General features: G+C 72.6%; 12 protein-coding genes. 2 read left to right on the forward strand and 10 right to left on the reverse strand.

Translation table 11 applies throughout. From position 1 onward, the window contains the following. Positions 1 to 163: 163 nt before the first annotated feature. The 6 genes from ACZ6AA_RS20120 to ACZ6AA_RS20145 form a co-directional block, all read right to left on the reverse strand. Positions 164 to 1,828 carry a hypothetical protein gene (locus ACZ6AA_RS20120; protein WP_468457068.1) on the reverse strand — a complete coding sequence of 555 codons (1,665 nt, stop codon included), beginning with the start codon at positions 1,826 to 1,828 and terminating at the stop codon, positions 164 to 166. 239 nt (positions 1,829 to 2,067) lie between these two features. Further along, entirely contained in the window at positions 2,068 to 3,423 is a 1,356-nt protein-coding gene (locus tag ACZ6AA_RS20125; protein WP_471459247.1) for an alpha-glucoside ABC transporter substrate-binding protein, read from the reverse strand. Further along, positions 3,420 to 4,526: a hypothetical protein gene (locus tag ACZ6AA_RS20130; RefSeq protein ID WP_468482584.1), complete on the reverse strand. Its 1,107-nt coding sequence runs from the start codon at positions 4,524 to 4,526 to the stop codon at positions 3,420 to 3,422. The genes ACZ6AA_RS20125 and ACZ6AA_RS20130 overlap by 4 nt, the downstream gene beginning before the upstream one ends. A gap of 349 nt (positions 4,527 to 4,875) precedes the next feature. Next, entirely contained in the window at positions 4,876 to 7,167 is a 2,292-nt protein-coding gene (locus ACZ6AA_RS20135) for a serine/threonine protein kinase (RefSeq protein ID WP_471459249.1), read from the reverse strand. Positions 7,168 to 7,281: 114 nt separating this feature from the next. Continuing rightward, entirely contained in the window at positions 7,282 to 8,166 is an 885-nt protein-coding gene (locus ACZ6AA_RS20140) for a MerR family transcriptional regulator (protein ID WP_468482582.1), read from the reverse strand. A 54-nt stretch (positions 8,167 to 8,220) separates the two neighbouring features. After that, positions 8,221 to 10,170, reverse strand: coding sequence for a transglycosylase domain-containing protein (locus ACZ6AA_RS20145; protein WP_468482581.1), 1,950 nt, complete (start codon positions 10,168 to 10,170; stop codon positions 8,221 to 8,223). A 176-nt stretch (positions 10,171 to 10,346) separates the two neighbouring features. On the opposite strand from ACZ6AA_RS20145, the gene ACZ6AA_RS20150 reads away from it, so the two are divergent. Both ACZ6AA_RS20150 and ACZ6AA_RS20155 read left to right on the forward strand, forming a co-directional pair. After that, a complete protein-coding gene (locus tag ACZ6AA_RS20150) occupies positions 10,347 to 10,739 on the forward strand; it encodes a hypothetical protein (RefSeq protein ID WP_471459251.1) in 393 nt (130 codons plus the stop codon). Positions 10,740 to 11,148: 409 nt separating this feature from the next. Further along, positions 11,149 to 12,264: a GNAT family N-acetyltransferase gene (locus ACZ6AA_RS20155; RefSeq protein WP_468457054.1), complete on the forward strand. Its 1,116-nt coding sequence runs from the start codon at positions 11,149 to 11,151 to the stop codon at positions 12,262 to 12,264. Between the two features lie 110 nt (positions 12,265 to 12,374). Here the strand turns inward: ACZ6AA_RS20155 and ACZ6AA_RS20160 are convergent, their stop codons facing one another. The 4 genes from ACZ6AA_RS20160 to ACZ6AA_RS20175 form a co-directional block, all read right to left on the reverse strand. Beyond that, positions 12,375 to 12,953 (reverse strand): hypothetical protein, encoded by a 579-nt coding sequence (locus ACZ6AA_RS20160; protein WP_468457052.1) that lies wholly within the window; start codon positions 12,951 to 12,953, stop codon positions 12,375 to 12,377. Between the two features lie 204 nt (positions 12,954 to 13,157). After that, complete coding sequence (locus ACZ6AA_RS20165) at positions 13,158 to 15,044, reverse strand: PAS domain S-box protein (RefSeq protein WP_471459253.1); 1,887 nt, start codon at positions 15,042 to 15,044, stop codon at positions 13,158 to 13,160. Between the two features lie 241 nt (positions 15,045 to 15,285). Beyond that, positions 15,286 to 16,410, reverse strand: a complete 1,125-nt coding sequence (locus ACZ6AA_RS20170; protein WP_471459255.1) for a PP2C family protein-serine/threonine phosphatase — start codon at positions 16,408 to 16,410, stop codon at positions 15,286 to 15,288. Between the two features lie 337 nt (positions 16,411 to 16,747). After that, entirely contained in the window at positions 16,748 to 18,055 is a 1,308-nt protein-coding gene (locus ACZ6AA_RS20175; protein WP_471459257.1) for a hypothetical protein, read from the reverse strand. Positions 18,056 to 18,314 lie beyond the last annotated feature (259 nt).

Below are 18,314 nucleotides of genomic sequence, written 5' to 3' on the forward strand. Positions count from 1 at the left end.
GCATCCTATGCGACCACGCTACGTAAGATGGTGGGAAAAAGGGGGGTGGGGGGGGGGGGGGGGGGCTGGGGGGGGGGGGGGGGGGGGGGGGGGGGAGGGGGGGGGGGGGGGGGGGGACCCCCCCCCCCCCCCCCCCACCCCCCTTTGTCGTACGCCCGACGCGCTAGTCCTTGTCGGGCTCCGGCTCGCACTTCGGCTGCGGCCCCGTCGGGCCCCCGTAGTTCGACGCGATCCGCACGTCACCGGGCTTCTTCACCGTCAGGCGCGTGAAGTCGCCCTCCTTGTAGAGGCAGCCGCCCTCCGCCCACAGCCACGGCGAGTAGGCGACGCGGACGGTGACCGAGCCGGGCTCGGGCATGCGGACGGTGAGGTGGGCGCCGTCGGCGGTCACCACGGAGCCGGGCTTGTCGACCAGCGGGACGGCGTCCTTGACGCGGTAGATCCGCCAGTTGTCGTCGTGCCAGACCTGGTCCAGATAGCTCGGCTCGCTGGTCACCAGGTCGTGCTCGCGCTCGGCGGCGCCGTCCGGCTTGCCGTCGCCCTTGTAGAGCACCACGAAGCCGACGGCCCAGTGGTTCAGCCAGGCGCGGTACGAGGACGACGTGAAGATGCCCTCCTTGACCTCGGAGACCGGCCTGCCCTCGTAGAACAGGCGGCCGCGCTCCACGTCGGCCTGGCGGTTCCAGCCGCGCGCCATGTTGATGTACGGCGACAGGACGGCCGCCTCGCGGTGGTCGCGGGCCGGGACGACCTCGACGCGGGTGCGTTCGGCGCCCAGGCGGTTGAGCTCCTTGACGACGCCGTCGGTCTCGACGGCCCAGGTGGGCACCTTGGTGTACGCCACTATGTCGGAGGTCGTCTTGATGGACACCCAGATGAGGGAGAGGGCGACGGCGCAGATCAGCACCGTCCGGTGCCAGAAGTGGCGCGGCTTGCCGCTGGGCCGCAGCAGCCGCAGGGTGGGGAACTTCCGGTTCAGGACGGCGGCAAGCAGGATCGGCGGGGCCGCGATCTCGGCGAAGCGCTCGACGTTCGTACCGATCGGGGTGGGGATCAGCCAGGTCAGGACCACGCCCACCGCGTACACCGCGGCGCCCACCTTCAGCAGCTTCCAGGAGCGCGGCGCCGCCAGGATGACGACCCCGCAGAGCAGCACCGGCGGGAAGATCCGGATGAACGCCATCGGCTGCTCGCCCTCGAAGGGGAACAGCCACGTGGTCAGGCCGACGACGACGAACGGCGGCAGGACCAGGGCGAGCGCCTTGCCCCACTCACGCAGCAGCAGATAGGCGCCGCCCACCACGACGAGGAAGAGACCGGCGACCGGGCTGCCCATGGTCGCGAGGGCCGCGCAGAGCGTGGCGGCCGCGACCCGGCGCCGGTTGGCGGTGCCGGTGACCGCCAGGACCGCGCCGACGCCGAACGCGACGCCCAGCATGAACGTCGCCCGGCCGCACACGACCTGGCACCACATCGAGAAGCCGACGATGACGGATGGCCACAGCGGTTTGCGGATGCCGCTGCGCATGATGATCGCGACGCCCATCCAGGTGGCGGCGATGCCGGAGGCCGCCGCCACGGTCCGCACGCCGAACGCGGCCATCAGATACGGCGAGATGACGCTGTAGTTGGCGGTGTGCAGACCGCCGTACCAGAAGAGGCTGTACGCCGAGCCCGGGTAGCGCCGGGCGAAGCCCGCCCACGCCTCCTGGGCAGCGAGGTCGCCGCCGCCCGTCGCGAACACGGTCCACCACAGCAGATACAGCGGCAGCACGCCGGCGGTGATCAGCAGCGGCATGCGGTACCGCACGTGCCACGGTTCGGGCATGCCACTGCCCCGGTCGGCTCGGCTGAGAGTCGGGGTGGACAGGTCGGCAGAGGCCACGGTCGGCGGTCCGTTCGGCTGGCTGGGACAACTCCTTCGGAGTAGACGCTAACCGCTGCGGAATGGTTGGCAGACAGCGACCCCGGGGGCCCGGTCCATGTAAGTATGCAACCGAATGTCTGTTCCCGCAGGTCGTTCCGGGCGAGGTCGGGTGCCCTCGCCGGGCGGGTGTGTGGGGCGGCTCACCCCGCCGCGGGGGGTGCGCAGAGGGGGCCGGGGGCGAGGGTCCTGCCGCGGGTCTCCTCGCGGACGGTGTCGAGCTGGCCGAGGAGGGTGTCGAGGCGGGTGGCCGAGGGGTCCCGGAAGTAGCGGAGCACCGCGCGGTGGAAGGCGTTCCGCAGCGCGGGCGGCATCGCGTCCGAGGCGTCGAAGCACAGCGTCCCGGCGCCGCCCGTGAGGATCGCCGCGACCTCGTCGCCGCCCGGGTCGGTCGGCCGGGGATCGTCCGCGCCGGGGAAGAACGGCCGCAGCTCCGGCTCGGCCTCCTCGTGCCAGAGCCGCCGTGCCTCGCCGCCGGAAAGCCGCTCGACCAGCTCACGGGCCTCCGGGCCGCCCCTGAAGACGGCCGCCATGTCGCCCGCGACCTCGTACGCGTCGTCGTGGGCGGCGGGCCCGGGCAGGAACCGGGCGGAAGGATCCACCCGCACACCCCCGCCACCACTCCCTTTTGCGCCCTCTTTACCCTTCGCGTTCGCATACAGATACCGGATGAAGGCGCTCTGGTGCTCATGCGTGCAGTCCAGCTCCGGCGAGTTGAGCAGCCCTCGGGGGCGCGGACGCTCGGCGTCCGGATCCCGGGTCCCTTCGTACGAGGTGGTGAGCGAGAGGTCGACCGACCTCCTGGACCGCTCGCCCAGCAGCCGCGCCCACGCGGTCCAGGCCCCCCGCACCTCGGGGCTGCGCCAGCTCAGCCGACCGGCGGCCCACCGCGCGTAGACATCGGGACCGGACCGGTGCAGGACCAGATCCTCGATCCAGTCGGTGCCGGGCCACCCGGAGGTGGCCTGAGAGGCAAGCCCGACGCACCACCGGGACACGGCACCCTCCCCAAGCCCCGCCTCTCCCTCCCCCTTCCCCTTCCCCTGCTCCCTCCCCCTCTCCTTGCTCCAGACCAGACTCTTCAGATCGACTTTCAACGGGACCCAGTAGGTGCGGTGGGAGCCGTCGATGTGGATGCGGGGGGCCCAGGGCGGGTGGCCGGGGGCGTCGAGGGGTTCGAGGCGGTTGCGGCGGGCGTACTCGGTCAACTCGCCCAGGCTGTTGAGGACGGCGACGTCCGGCGGGTCACCGGCCTCCAGCTGCGCGACCAGAGTCTCGCGCAGCGAGCGGGTGCCGCGGTAGGCGTACGTCTCGCCGGTGCCGTCGTCGAGCCGCTTCAGCATCGCCTCGAACGCGGCGCCCTCCGCGCCGGTCCACGGGCCGAGGACGACGAGGGTGTCGCGGCTCTCGGCGGAGCAGCCGCCGCTGGTGAGGGCGGCGACGAGGGCGAGGGCGGTGAGCCAGGAGGCGAGGGCCGTACGCCGGGTGCCGCGGGTCATGGGGTGGTCCCCGGGTGGGTGAGGCGGACGTACTCGCGCCGGTAGGAGTGCAGGGTGGCGCCGGTGACGGCGGCGCTGAACAGGCCCGCGGGGATCACCCAGGCGGGCGCGGGGCCGAGGAAGGTGAGGCGGCCGTCGGCCAGTTCGCGGTCCACGGAGTCCTCCAGGGCGGCGATGACGTACCGGTCGGGGGCGGCGAAGGGGTGGGCCTCGGCGGTGGACTCGACGCGCGGGGAGGTCTTGGTGGACAGGGCGCGGGCGGTGGACTCGGCGGCGCGCTGGGCCTTCTGTACGAGGACGGCGTCGGCGGCCAGGAGGGGCAGGGCGAGCAGGGGCAGGGCGGCGGCGAGCAGGGGCAGGCTGACGTACAGCCGGAAGCGGTGGTGGAGGAGGACCTGGGTGCGCCAGAGGCCGTGGACCAGGAGCAGGAACGCGACGCCGGAGACGGCGAAGGCGGCGAGGACGTCGGCGCCGGGGGCGGCGCGGCCGGCGATGCGGTCCTGGAGGGCGTGTTCGAGGGCGGTGACGCGGTCGACGACGGCGGTGGCGGTGGAGCCGGTGGCGGGGCGGCAGACGAGGGTGGCGGGGTCCGCGCGGGTGGAGCACAGGATGCTGCGGGCGTACGCGAGGGAGGCCTCGCGCAGGGCGCGGTCGGAGGCGTTGGCCTGGGCCCAGGCGGTCCAGGTGCCGTAGTCGGCGACGAGGCCCGCGACGACGTCGAGGTCCTGGCGCTCGGAGGTGGACAGGGCGCCGCTGCGGGCCACCTGGTTCAGGCGCTGGGTGGCGCGGGTGGTGCGGGTGCGGTAGCGCTCGTTGAGCCCGCTCAGCTCGACGGCGCGGCCCGCCCGCAGACTGTCGGCGGCCTCGCCGTCGGCGATCTGGAGGGAGACGCGGACGTCCGCGAGGTCGCCGAGGGCGGGGGCGGCGCGGTCCTGGATGTACGCGGCGTCGGCCCGGACGGTGCTGTGGGCCCAGGCGAAGGGGGTGAAGGCGAGGGCGGTGAGGAGGGGCAGCGCGAGGAGGCGCTCCCGCAGGTACGCGTGGTTGCGGCAGCCCCGGACACCGGGCGCCCACACCCACTTCCAGAGGCCCGAGCCCTTCACACGCACCTCCGCCTGCGCCGCGGCCCCGGCCTCGCGCGAGGAGCGGGGGTCGCCGTTGTCGCTCTCCGGGGGGCCGGGCTGTCGGCCGCAAGGCGGGGCGGCAGGTGCGGCCCGTACCGCCCTCCCGCAGTGTGTGCCCACGCTTTCCGGTGCGTCGGTGTGGGGGCCCACGCTTCCTGGCGCGTCGGTGTGGCGGCCCACGCCTTCCGGCGCTTGGCTGGGGCGGTCCACGTTCCCCGCCAGGCCGGTGCGGGCGCCGTCTCGGGTGGCTGTGTGGTGGCCGGGTGGGGAGAGGCGGGGTGGCGGTGGTGCGGTGGGCGGAGTGTGGAGGGTGGGTGGGGGGATCGGGTCATCGGGGGCCCCTGTGGTGGCGCAGGCCGAAGGGGCGGATCGCGTAGGCGCGGTCCAGGAGGCGTTCGGCCAGGAGGGTGTCGGCGCCCGCGGGGTCGCGGGCCGCCTGGTGGGCCAGGCCCACGCAGAAGCCGGAGAGGTCGACGCGGACCTGCCGCTCGGACCCGGGGAAGCGCAGCCGGTCGTCCGCCCCGCTTGCGACGTCCCGCAGCCCGGCGGCGGACACCGCACCCTCGCTCAGCAGCGCCCGCGCCACCTCCCACACCTGCGCCCGCATCCGCAGCCGCGCCTGCTCGTCGGTGAGCCCGTGCGCGTAGAAGAGCCGTCCGAGGCGCCGCACCACCTCCGCGAGATCCTCGGCGCCCCGCGCGTGGTCCGCGCACACCCGCACCGCCGCGACCCGCGCCGCCGTCCGGTGCCGGGAGTGCTGCGCCACCGCGTCCAGCGCCTCGACGGCGTAGGCGAGCGCCCGCGACCCGCCGAGCGCGAGCCGCGCCCGTGCCGCCCCGAACGCCGCCCCGCCCAGCGACGGATTGCGCACCCGTACCGCCTCGTGGAACGTGAGCGCCTCCCGCCACCGCCCGAGCCGCTCCGCACATTGCCCGAGCGCCAGCTTGGGCGCGTACTCGCCGGGAATGGCGGCGTACACCCGGTCGAAGTGCCCGCGGGCGAGCGGCACGTCGTCGGCGGCGAGCGCCAGCAGCCCGCGGTGCCAGGTGAGCCGCCAGTCGTACGGGGCCGCGCCGGGCCCGATCGCGTGCTCGGCGCGGACGAGGGCGACGGACGCGTCGTGCAGGCGCGGCGGCACCTGCGCGCCCGGCCGCAGCGCGATCCGCATCGTCAGACGGCAGCGCAGCAACTGCACTTCGGGCGACCCCGGCCACTCCGCGGTGTGCTGGAGCAGCGCGGCCGGGTCGTCGTCACCGAGCCGGCTCAGCTCGGCGCGGCGGGCGTCGTCGGGATCGGGCCGGGGGACGGGCAACTGCTGGGCGATGTCGCCGGGGCGGGGGGCTTCGTAAGGGGCGGGGGCGGGGTGCGGGCCCACCCACCGCGACAACGGCGCCGGTACCCCGAGGCCGCCGTCCAGGGCGTACGCCGACTGGAGGAACAGCGGGGACGGCTCGAAGGTCTCCGTGCGCAGGCGCAGGGAGCGCAACTCGCGGAAGACGCCCCGCAGTTGCTCGTCCATCTCGCGGGCCGTGGCGAACCGGTCGGCCCGGTGCGGGCGGGTGGCCCGGCGCAGCGCGCGGGCGAGGGAGAGCAGGCCGAGGCCGAGGCCGTCGGGGGGCAGGGGCACCGTCATCAGCTGGGTGGCGCGGTCCGGGGGCCCCGGTGGCTCCGGCGTGCCGTCGGGGCGGGCCAGGGGCGGGAGCCCGGCCAGCTCGTCCAGGTCGCCGAGCCCGCACAGGTGGCGCAGCGTCTCGCCGAGGCTGAACAGGTCGTCGGCGCCGGTGGACTCGCCGCACGGGCCGACGGTCGGCGCGCGGTAGTCCGCGGAGGTGAGCCCGGGCGCCCCCGCCCGCCGCACGCTGCCGACGTCGACGAACTTGACGGCGGCCCCGTCGTGCATGACGTTCGACGGCTTCAGGTCCCCGTACACCTTGCCGCGTTCGGGCGCGTGCAGATACCCGAGCCCGGCGAGGAACCGCACCCCGTACGCGAGCACGAACTCGTAGAAGCGGGAGCCGCCGAACTCCTCCGGATGCAACTGCGCCCGGGCCCGCACCTCTTCGAGGGTCGGCCCGTCCACGTACTGCAGGACGAGGAAGTCACCCACGTCCGGATGGTGCCCGTAGTTGAAGACCCGGATGATGTCCTCGTGGTTGAGCTCGACCAGCTCCTGCCGCTCGCGCGCGAGGGGGTGCTCGGGGGAGTCGGGTGCGGGCTGCGGCGCGGCGCCCTCGCGGCCGGCGTTGTCCGGGCGCAGGATCTTGATGGCGACCTCACGCCCGCCGACCTTCGTGTCGAGCGCCAGATACACCTCGCCCATGCCGCCGTACCCGAGCGGCCGCACCACCCGGTACTGCCGGGCGAGCAGCCGGTCCGGCGGCAGCGGCAGGCCGTCGAGCGCGTCCGGGTCCTCGCCGCGGGAGACCGCCCGGTCCAGGAGGGTGATCTCGGGCAGGACGGTCGGGTCGGGGCTCTCCGGGGGCAGCTCCACGCGGGCGGCGCGCAGCGGCGGCCCGGCGACGAACAGGGGCGGCAGGGACGACTCGGGGCGCGAGGCGTCGCCCCAGCCCGACTCGGTCCGCGTCGAGTTGGGTCGGGTGCCGGTCCCGTCCCCCTCCATGTCTCACCAGAATAGGTGCGGGAGGGGGACGTTGACGCCCGCGCGACATCAAGTGAAGTACAGGAGTCCGCAAGAGATATGACGAAGCGTCACCGTCGTGCCGCGCAGGCCCCCTCACCTCACCGGATACGCCACATCGCACACGTCGTCCTCCGGCCCCGCCGCGTCCCAGTCCGTGAAGTACACCTCGCGGCAGGGGCCCGCCTGGTCAAGGCCCTCGCGCGTGATCCACTCCTCGACGGCGTCGTACGCGCCGATGATCTGCGGGTAGGCGACCTGCGCCTTGGTGATGCGGGCGTAGGCGAGCCGCCAGCCGGGCTCGGCGCGGGCCCGGATGTCCCGCTGCCTTCCCTGCGCCTCGGCCCAGGCGCGGGCCGCCTCCGGGTCGGCGACGGGCACGCAGGCCTCGGCGGGGCCGTCGCTGTCCTCGGTGACCTCGGAGTGGTAGATGACGAACGGCGAGGCGGGGATGCCGCCGCACAGCTCTTCGGCGACCCGCTCCAGGCGCTCGAACGAGGCGTCGATCCAGGTGGACAGCTCGTGGGTGAACACATGGCGCCGCTCGCAGATGACGAACGCCTCGGGGACGTCCGCGGTGCGGATCTCGAACTTGCCGTACAAGGTGGGACTCCTTCCCGACAGCCGGCCACGGAGGTAGTCCACGAGGGTGCGCTGGGCGGCGATCCGCTCCTCGACACCGGCCCAGTACGCCCCGAGCGCCGCGGCGGCGGCCGCGTCGTCGAGCCCCACGACCCCCGCGATGTCCGCGAGCGGCATGTCGAGGCGGCGCAGGAGCGCGACGGAGCGGGCCCGCTCGACCTGGTCGGTCCTGTAGTAGCGGTAGCCGGTCGCCTCGTCCACGTACGCCGGGGGCAGCAGGCCCTGGCGGTCGTACAGGCGCAGGGCCTTGGCGGACAGACGGGTGCGGGCGGCGAAGGCGCCGATGCTCAGGAGACCGGGCTCCCTGGCGGGTTCTGGATCTCTGCCGGGTACGTCCACGTGGTCATTGTCCGTGACCGGCGGTCACCGGTCACCGAAGGCGGCTGCCTTCGGTCACCCGACCTTGGACCCTGACCCAGGGGCAAGGTCAACGCCGAGCAGGGAGTCGCGCCAGATCCGCTCGGTGAGGGCGTTGCCGTGCCGCGACCCGCGGCCGCCGACGTCGGACAGCGGCTGGAGCAGCGGATCGCGCGGGCGCAGCCGGAACAGGGTCACCGCGGTGGACACCTTGGGCGTGTACCCGGCGAACCACGCCGACTTCAGGCGGTCCTTGTCGTTGGTGCGGCCCGCCGCGACGGGCGCCCCGTCGACCCCGGCGACCTTGCCGAGGCTGTCCTCGGCGACGTCCCGCAGCACCGTGTCGACCTGCGTGGCGACGCGCGAGTCCAGGGCGCGCCGGGTGCGCGGCGGTTCGAGCCCCTCGATCTGCTCCCGCTCCCCGCCGTCCCCCTCGGCGTCGCCCTCCCTGGTCACCGACGTCACGGAGTACGGGTCGTGCTGGAGGCCGCCGCGCGCGAACGTGCCGTACGCGCTCGCGAGCCGCACCGCGCTCGGCGTGGACGTGCCGAGCGGGAAGGAGTCGTCGGGCCGCGCCATGCTCGCCTCCAGCATCCCCGCGTCCACGGCGACCTCCCGCACCCGCTCCATCCCGATCCTCTTGCCGAGCTGCTGGTACGTGGCGTTGCCGCCCTCGACCATGGCCTCGCCCGGAGTCAGCCCGCCCGGCCCCTCCTTGTCGGCGCGCAGCCCGTCCTGGAGGGCGGCGGCCAGCACGAACGGCTTGAACGCGGAGCCCGCGGGGACGCCGGAGGTGTCGGCGTTGTTGCTGAAGTGGCGGGTGGCGTCGGCGCCGCCGTACGCGGCGAGGAGCGCGCCGTCCTGGGTGCGCACGGAGGCCGCGCCGATCTGGACGCCCTTGTCCTGCGGGCGCTTCTTCGGGTCGAGGCCGTCGAGCGCGCGCCGGGCGGTGCGGGCGAGCTGGTGCACACGGCGCTTGTCGAAGGTGGTGTGGATCTTGTAGCCGCCGCGGGCGAGGTCCTTGTCGGTGAGGCCGGTGCGCTGCTTCAGGTACTTGTTGGCGATGTCGACGAGGTAGCCGGTCTGGCCGTAGTGCCCGCTCAGGCTGGTCGAGCGGGACTCCTTCTGCGGCTCGGGGAACTTCTTGTACCGGGCGCGCTCCTTGGCGCTCATCCGGCCGACGGCGACCTGCCGGTCCAGGATCCAGGCCCAGCGGGCCTCGGACCTGCGGTGGTTGGCGGCGCTCCCGGAGGGGTCGTACAGCTCGGCGCCCTTGAGGAGGGCGGCGAGCACGGCGCCCTGGCTGGCGTTCAGCTGCCGTGCGGGCACCCCGTAGTACGCGTGCGCGGCGGCCTCGATCCCGTAGGCCCCGCGCCCGAACCAGCTGCTGTTCAGATACCCCTGGAGGATCTCGTCCTTGGTCTTGCGCTGGTCCACCTTCAGCGAGATGACGAACTCCCGGACCTTGCGCGTCATCGTCTGGTCCTGCGACAGGTAGGTGTTCTTCACGTACTGCTGCGTGATGGTGGAACCGCCCTGCGTCTCCTGCCCCTTGACCATGTTCACCACGGCCCGCCCGAGCCCCATCGGGGACACCCCGGAGTCGCTGTAGAAGCTCGCGTTCTCCGCCGCGATGACCGCGTTCCGTACGGACTCGGGGATGTCGTCGAGGTCCACGTTCTGCCGGTTGACGTCCCCGGTGCTGACCATCTGCGTGCCGTCGGCCCAGTAGTACACGTTGGCCTCACGACTGGCCGCGGTGTTCTCGTCCGGTATGTCCACGGTGACGTACACGTACGTGAAGAGCCCAGCGAGCCCGCCGGTGCCGAGCAGGAAACTCCCCAACCACTGCCGCCACGACGGCAGCCACCGCCGTGCGCCCCGGCGCCCTTGCCGCGGATAGTCGATCAGCCGCCGCCGACGACGACGCGTCCGGGTCGTGATCCTCTTCGCGTGCGCGCGTACGCGTTGCGCGTGTGTCCCCATGATCCAAGAGAGTGCCCCTGGGGGAACGAGGGTTGTGCGCGGAGGTGTCAGCGGCACGTAACAGTGGGGCAGGGCGCGGTGACTTGGGGGCACTTGGCCAGGTCAGGCCCCATATCGTACGCCTGGCCCGCTCTCCTGCCCTGGAGCGAGTCGATCTTCGATCAGGGGGGCGCGCCATGAACGGTAACGGCGACGGCGACGGCATCGGTGAGGGTGGTACGGGGACGACGGGCGGGGCACGTGAAGGCGAGGTGCTCTGGGCGGCGCGCACGGCGAGCCCCGGTCTGCACGCGCTCGCCGCGGTGGCCGGGGCGGTGGCGCTGGTCGCGGTCGCCCTGACGGTCGGCGGGGCGACGGCCCCCCTGTGGGCGCTGGCGATCCCGTTCGCCGTCGTCGCCGTGACGACCCTCTGCTGCGCCTCCGTCCAGGTCGTCGTGACCGAGGTCGGCCTGAAGGTGGCCTTCGGGCCGCTCGCCCGGCCCGCCCGCCGCTGGCGCGCCGCCGACATCGAGTCGGCCCACGCCGAACACTGTCGGTGGACGACGCGGAGCGGGGCGCGGCGGTGCTGAACGGGCTGCGGAAGCGGGCGTGAACACGCGGTTGCTTCCCCCCGACGGGACGCCCCAGCCCCCAACAGAACGGAACTTCCCCCTCGTTCCCCGGCGATGAGCGGCACTCTTGAAGTGTGCCGGGCCACGAGGGGGTACTCGGGATGGACCCTCGGCAGTCAGGGAGAGCCCAGGCAGAAGCCCGGGACCTGCACGAAGTGGACCTGTACGAAGAGGACCTGCACGAAGAGGACGGGCGCGACCTGAACGACACATGACACGGCGCGCACGAGGCGCGTCGGGGGGAACTGGGGGGAGCAGTCGCCCATGCGACGCAGTGATACCGATCCACGCGTCTTACACGCCCTACGGGCCCGCACTGCGACCGGGATGTCCCTCGCGGAGCCTGTGGAAGGGCGGTTGACCTGAGGTGGACATAACGAACCACAGGCCCGAGGAGCTGAGTCCGACGCTCCGAGGGGCCTGGTACCGAGCGATGGAGGAGTCACCCGAATACGCCAACCCGTTCCTGGCACCGGAGTTCGCGGCCGGAGTGGGCCACTGCCGGGGCGGGGCACGGGTGGCGATCATGCACGAGGGCGGGGAGCCGGTCGGCTTCTTCCCCTACGAACGCGGCGCATTCGGCGTCGGACGGGCGGTGGGCCTCGGCCTCTCCGACTGCCAGGGCCTGGTGCACCGCCCCGGGTTCACCTGGGACCCCCAGGAACTGCTGCGGGCCTGCGGCCTCTCCGTCTTCGAGTTCGATCATCTCGTGGAGGAGCAGAAGCCGTTCGGCGAGTACGTCACGGGGACGTTCGCGTCGCCGGTGGTGGACCTGACGCACGGGGGCGGTGGAGACGGCGGGGACGCCGACGGCTACGCGCGGTGGCTGCGGGCGACGTACCCCGGACTCGCGAAGACGACCCTCAAGAAGGAGCGCCGCCTCGGCCGCGACCTCGGCGAGATGCGGTTCGTGTTCGACGACCGCGACCCGAGGGTGCTGCGGCAGCTCATGGACTGGAAATCGGCGCAGTACCGCAGGACGGCCCGGATGGACCGGTTCGCGAAGCCGTGGATAGTGGACCTGGTGAACCACCTCTTCCAGGTCAGACACGAGCACTTCACAGGGGTCCTCTCCGTGGTGTACGCCGGGGACCGCCCGGTCGCGGCGCACTTCGGGCCGAGGTCGCGCACGGTGTTCGCGGCCTGGTTCACGGCGTACGACCCGGAGCTGCGCTACTACTCGCCCGGGCTCATCATGCACCTCAGGATGGCCGAGGCCGCGGGCCGCCAAGGCGTGCGGATCATGGACCTGGGGCGCGGCGAGAAGGAGTACAAGGACTGGCTCAAGACCCGCGAACTCCGCGTCTGCGAGGGCTTCGCGAGCCGCCCGCACCCGGTCGCCGTCGCCCACCGCCTCTGGCGCCGCCCGGTCCGCGGCCTGCGCAACACGGTGCTGGCCCACCCCCAGCTCCGGAAACCGGCGGACCGGCTCCTGAAGACGGTGGGGGCGGTGCGGACGTCAGGGCCGGTGGGACGCCGCTGAGGGCGTTCGTTCGGCACACACCCGCGCAACCGCGCACCCGTGCGGCCACCGCCACTGGGCCGGTGGCCGCACGGCCCTGGGGCCTCGCCCCGATCGCCCGAGGCCGATGCCTAACCCTGGGCCCTGCTGATCCGCCAGTCCCCGACGTTGCTGGACCGGTTCCAGTAGGCGCTGGTGCACACGTCGTACTTGCCGCCGACGGCGCTGGTGCCGCCGTTGGTCTCCAGGAAGCTGCCGGTGGCCGAGTACAGGTTCCACAGGATGACGATGTCGCCGAACCGCACGGCCTGGTCGGCGGGCGCGGAGGTCTGGGCGAAGATCCGCCAGCTCCCGGTGTGCTCCCCGGCCCGGTCCCGGTCCTTGCTCGTGCTCACGTCGTACTTGGCGGCCGGGCCCTGGGAGGACGCGGCGTGCCCGTTGGTGTCGAGGTACCCCCCGTCGTTGGCCCACAGGTTCCGCAGATGCAGGACGTCCCCGCTGAGCACCTGCTCCCCGGCCTTCTTCCCGGTGGCGGAGACGACCTCCCAGGTCCCCGTGCCCTTGCCCCGCGTGGGCGTATCAGCGGTCGACACCCCGTACAGCGCCCCGCTCTGCTGACTCCCGCCATTGGTGTCGAGGTACCCACCGCTCCAGTTGCTGTAGCCGTTCTGGATGTGGACCTTGTCGCCGTACTTGAGTACGTCGGCCATGGCGGCCCCCTCTGGTCGATGGGTGATCCCCCTGACGGCGGCCACCCGGGCCCACCGCGTAGTGGGGACCCAACCAGCGAACGCCCCCGACGAACAGCCCTGAATCCGGCCGAGCAGCCCAAGAGCCCTGTTTCAGGCCTGCCGACGCCGTGCGTGCCCCTACGTCCGGCCGACCGAAACCGACGGCACCTGCCGAGGCGGTTCTCAGGTCTTCCCGGGGCCTCCCGTCCTCGGGTGCAGTGGGAGTGAGAACCACACGGCTTTGCCCTCCTGGGTGAGCAGGGCACCCCAGGAGGAGGCCAGTTGGTCGAGGAGGGCCAGGCCGCGGCCCGACTCCTCATCAGGGCGCGCGGTCCGGGCGTGCGGCAGGACGGGGCTGCCGTCGCTGACTTCGACGTGGAGTTCGTCCCTGGTGCGGCGCAGTCGTAGCCGCAGTGGGTCGCAGGCGTGGCGTACCGAGTTGGACAGGAGCTCGGAGGCCAGGAGGCAGGCGGTGTCGGTGAGGTCTTCGCAGTCCCAGTCCTGCAGGGTGCGGCGCAGCAAGCGGCGCCCGTCGCCCACACTCATGGGTTGCGCCGGGAGGAGCGTGGTGACGGTGGTCACCGGTGCGGGAGGGACGCGGGCGAGCAGCAGTGTCACATCGTCGGCGTAGTCCTGGAGGCCGGGCAGCAGGGAGGCGAGTACGGAGTCCGCGGCCCGATCCAGACAAGGGAGATCGGCGGTGGCCTTCTCCAGGGCGATGGCGAGGGCGTCGATCTGCTCCTCGATGTCGCTGGTCGGGGTCTCCACCAGGCCGTCGGTGTACAGGGCCAGCACCGAGGCCGGTGGCACGGTCAGGCGGGTTTCCTGGTGGGGCACCTCACCGACGCCCAGGGGCACGCTGACTGGGACCGGGAGCCTTCGGACCTGCCCGGTGGGATCCACCATCAGCACGGGCAGGTGTCCGGCGGAGCACACCGTCAGCGTGCTGTCGTCGGGGTCCAGGATCAGGTAGCAGCAGGTGACGAGCTGGTCGGGCAGTTCACTGACGACCGCGTCCAGGGCGCGCATCAGCTGCCAGGGCGGCATGCCGGTCTTGGCCAGGGCGTGGGAGGCCGAGCGCAGTTGACCCATGACGGCAGCGGCTTCCAGCCCTCGGCCCATGACGTCACCGATCAGTACTCCCACGCGGCCGCTGCCCAGTGCGATCAGATCGAACCAGTCCCCGCCCACACCTGGGCCCTGCCGGGCGGGAAAGTATCGGCTGGCGGTGTCCATGCCGGGCAGCGGGGCGGGTGAGCCCATCAGGCTGCGCTGCAGGGTCAGGGCGACGTGGCGCTGCTGTTCGTAGAGTTCGGCGAGCTGGGCCTCGGCCGCCTTGCGCTCGCTCACGTCCCGGATGGCCGCGGAGACCAGGGTGCCCTCCGGGGTCTCCAGGGGGCTGAGGCTGATCTCGACCGGGAATTCGGCTCCGTCCTTGCGCAGCCCGTACAGGTCCAGACCGGCGCCCATGGGGCGCACGCGGCGGTTGCTGACATAGCCGTGGCGGTGGGAGGGGTGATGCTGGTGGAACCTCTGGGGAACCAGGATTTCCACCCGGCACCCCAGGAGCTCTTCGCGCCGATAGCCGAACAGGGCTTCGGTCTGCGCGTTGACCAACTGGATGATGCCCGCGTCGTCCACGATGACGATGGCGTCCGGAGCGGCTTCCAGCAGGGCTCGAAAGCGTGCTTCGGCGGCCTTTCGCTCGCTGACGTCGCGCACGGCGGCAGAGATCAGGAGACCGTCGGGGGTCTGCAGCGGGCTGAGGCTGATCTCGACCGGGAACTCGGCTCCGTCCCGGCGCAGTCCGTACAGTTCGAGGTTGGCGCCCATCGGCCGGACCTGCTGGTTGTCGGAGTAGCCCAGGTGGTGACCCGGGTGCTGGTCCCGAAAGCGCTGCGGCACCAGAATCTCGACCGGACGGCCGAGCAGTTCGTTTCGTGGGTACCCGAACAGCGTCTCGGTCTGGGCGTTGACCAGCTTGATGATGCCCGCGTCGTCCACGATGACCATCGCGTCCGGAGCCGCCTCCAGCAGCGCGCGAAATGGTTCCCCGGTTACGGGGAACATGCGGGGACCCGTTCTGTGCTCACCCTGTGCCATGGAACATGTCAGCATCAAGCAGCTCCGGCGCGGGCAGCTTGTCACCAAGCGCCTGTTTCTGACTCTTCTTTGCCGGAACAGGGGCCAGGCAGTGCCCGTCGTCACTCACGTATGCGTCCTGTTCGCCACCACCGCTCCTCCTGTCGCACGTGGTGAGCCGGGCGCCCTGCCCCCCCGCACGGACGACTGCCTGGCACGGCTCCACCACCTACGGCTCCCTGCGCGCCGAGGGGTTCGGGGGCCGGGCGGCGGGCGAGGGGGCGACCATGCTGGTCGGCTGGCACAGGGCGAGCGCGATGTCGTCGGTCGGTGCGCGGCCTGTGTGCGCGGCCACCATGGCGTACAGCGTGTCGAGCGCGTCGGAGGGGGAGAGCACCGCCAGTGCGTCACCGACCTGTTCGAGGAGCGGGAAGTCGGCGCCGTTCGCATCGCGTGCCTCGCTCAGGCCGTCGGTGTAGAACAGGAGCCGGTCCCCATGCGTGAGATAGAAGCGGTACAGCCGCGGCTTCGGACCCAGGCCCAACGGGGGCGTCGGCATGAGTGGTTCCAACAGCCTGACCTGCTTGCCTGCCCGTACGGGCGCGGGGTGCCCGCAGTTGACGATGCGGACCTCGCCCGGGGCGAACTCGGCGAGTACGGCGGTGACGAAGTCCTCCGCCTCCAGTTCCGGGGCGAGCCTGGCGTCCAGGGCCGTCGCCAGGTCGGCGAGGTCGGGAGTGAGGTAGGCAAGGTCCTTGAAGGCCCCGATGGTCGCCGCGGTCGTCCGCAGGGCGTCCAGGTCGTGGCCGCGTACGTCCCCGATGAGCAGGCGCACTCCGTACGCGGTGTGGACGACGTCGTACAGATCCCCGCACACCGACGCCCCCTGCACGGCACAGCGGTGCCGGGCGCACACCTCGATGCCGCCGAACTCCACCGACATCGGCCGCAGGATCGCGTCCTGGGATGCCTGCGCGACATCGGTGGCCCGGGCCAGCGCGGCCGCGTCGGCCGTGTGCCGGGACGCATCGCGGACGGCCAGCGCGCCGCCGACCAGCAGGACGAGGAACTCGATCGCGAAACCCGGAGTCGCCACGAGGCCGTTCGCGGCGCCCGCTCCGAGAGCGAGCGACAGCGCCAGGGCCACCACCGCCGCGGTGCGCCGTGCGTCCAGGCGGGCGCAGGCGAGCACAGGACCGATGACCAGTACGGCGACTCCCGGCCGCCAACTGCCAAGACCGCTGAGGACGGCGAGCAGGACACTCACCCCCAGCGCGAGCACCGGCCGGCCCCGGCCGCGCCAACTCCGCGTGCTCGTCTTCCGCCACCACCGCCCGACTGCCCTGACGCCCATGTGCGGCCCCAGCCTCCCCCTCTGTCTCGTGAGTCCGCGGCAGAGGACGGCCACTCTGGTCCAACGCGCCGCTGGGCAGGTCCGGCCGACCGGAGAGGACCGAGAGGCGGTCGGGTGTGTTCGCCGTGGTGCGGTCATGTGAGCGCCTTGCTCGAAGAAGAGGGCCTCTCGTGACATGCGTGGCCCGGGGACGGAGTCGGGGAGAGGGCGCCGTGGCGCGGCGCGCCCGCGTCCCCGCTTCGCGAGGCCGCCTCCCAGGGCACCCGGGTGTGGACAAGGGACAGCGGTGATCCGGGATCGCCGCCCCGGATCACCGCCGCCGTCCTCCGCGGCCGCCCTACCCCTGGAACTTGGCCAGGGTGAAGTCGAGCCCCGTGCCGCTCGATGTCGCGCCGCCGGCGATGACGATGTCGTCACTGCCGGTCAGTGCGATGCCGCGAGCGACATCGGCCCCGCCGGAGTAGTCGAGGGTGGCGATGCCGTCCCCGCTGAAGCCGGTGTCCAGGGTGCCGTTGGAGTTGTAGCGGATGACGAGGGCGTCCCCGTCGACGGGGTCGATGGGGAACACGACGGATTCTCCGGCCAGTCCGGCAATGACGATCTTGCCGTCGCTGTCCACGGCGACATCGCGCGCCTCGTCGGCTCGCAAGGTGTTCACGTCCGTGGTGACCTTGCCGTCCCCGCTGAAGCCGGTGTCCAGGCTGCCGTCGGAGTTGTAGCGGACCACGCCGACCTTGATGGGGCCTGCGATGCCGAACGGCTCGGGAGCGTCGACCGCGCCCGCGAGCACGTAGTCGCCGCCTGGCGCTTGGGTGAAGCCGAACGCCAGGTCGGAGAGTCCGTTGAAGTCGGTGGTGACCTTGCCGTCGCCGCTGAAGCCGGTGTCGAGGGTGCCGTCGGAGTTGTACCTGACCAGCAGGAAGTCACTGTTGGCGCTGCCGGCCGCGACCAACTTCCCGCTGGACAGCTCCTCCAGGGCGAAGAGGTGGTCGCCGGTGCCGAAGTCCGTGATGACGATGCCGTCGCCGCTGAAGCCGGTGTCCAGGGTGCCGTCGGAGTTGTAGCGGGCGATGAAGGAGTCCGCCCCGGCCGCCCCGGCCACGAGGATCTTGCCGCTGCTCGTCAGGCTCAGCCCACGGACACCGTCGCCGAGCCCGCCGGTCAGGTCGGTGGTGACCTTGCCGTCGCCGCCGAAGGAGGTGTCGAGGGTGCCGTCGGAGTTGTACCTCGCCAGCGCCAGGTCGGCTATCTGCTCCCCTCCGGTGAACCCGCCCACCAGGATCTTCCCGTCGCCGGCGTCGATGATCGACCGGGCCATCGACAGGGTGTCGCCGAAGCCGGTGGTGACCTTGCCGTCGCCGCTGAAGCCGGTGTCCAGCGCTCCGCTGGAGGTGTACTTGGCCACGCCGAAATCGCTCGGGCCGACGCCGGGGGTGCCGAATCCCGCTCGCCCGGCGACGAACAGGGAGCCGTTGGACGTACGGAGCAGGTCGTTGCCGATCTCGGGCTCCGACGGGGTGGCGCCGAAGTCGGTGGTGACCTTGCCGCCGGTGCCGAAACCGGTGTCCAGGTCACCGGGCGCGGCCGCCGCGGTGGGTGCCAGGGCCACCATCAGGCCCACGGCCAGGGCGGACACGGCTGCCACGTGGGCTCTCCACGTCGGGCGGCCTTCGAAGCGTGGGAAACATCTGGTCATGAGCAGAACTCCTTACGCTTGCCGAGGCGATATGCCCCCGGTACGGCGGGCACCATTCCGCGCCTTTCGCACGCGTACAACCGGCGCACCGGCGGCGCCTGGATGGGCGTCAGGGCGCGCTGTCCGTTCACCGGGGCGTGCCGATGGCGACGCTCCGTAGTGCGCGCCGTGCACTCGACAGCCCCGCCGGTCGTGGACCGAGACGAAC

The sequence above is a fragment of the Streptomyces sp. NPDC040610 genome (assembly GCF_055594065.1).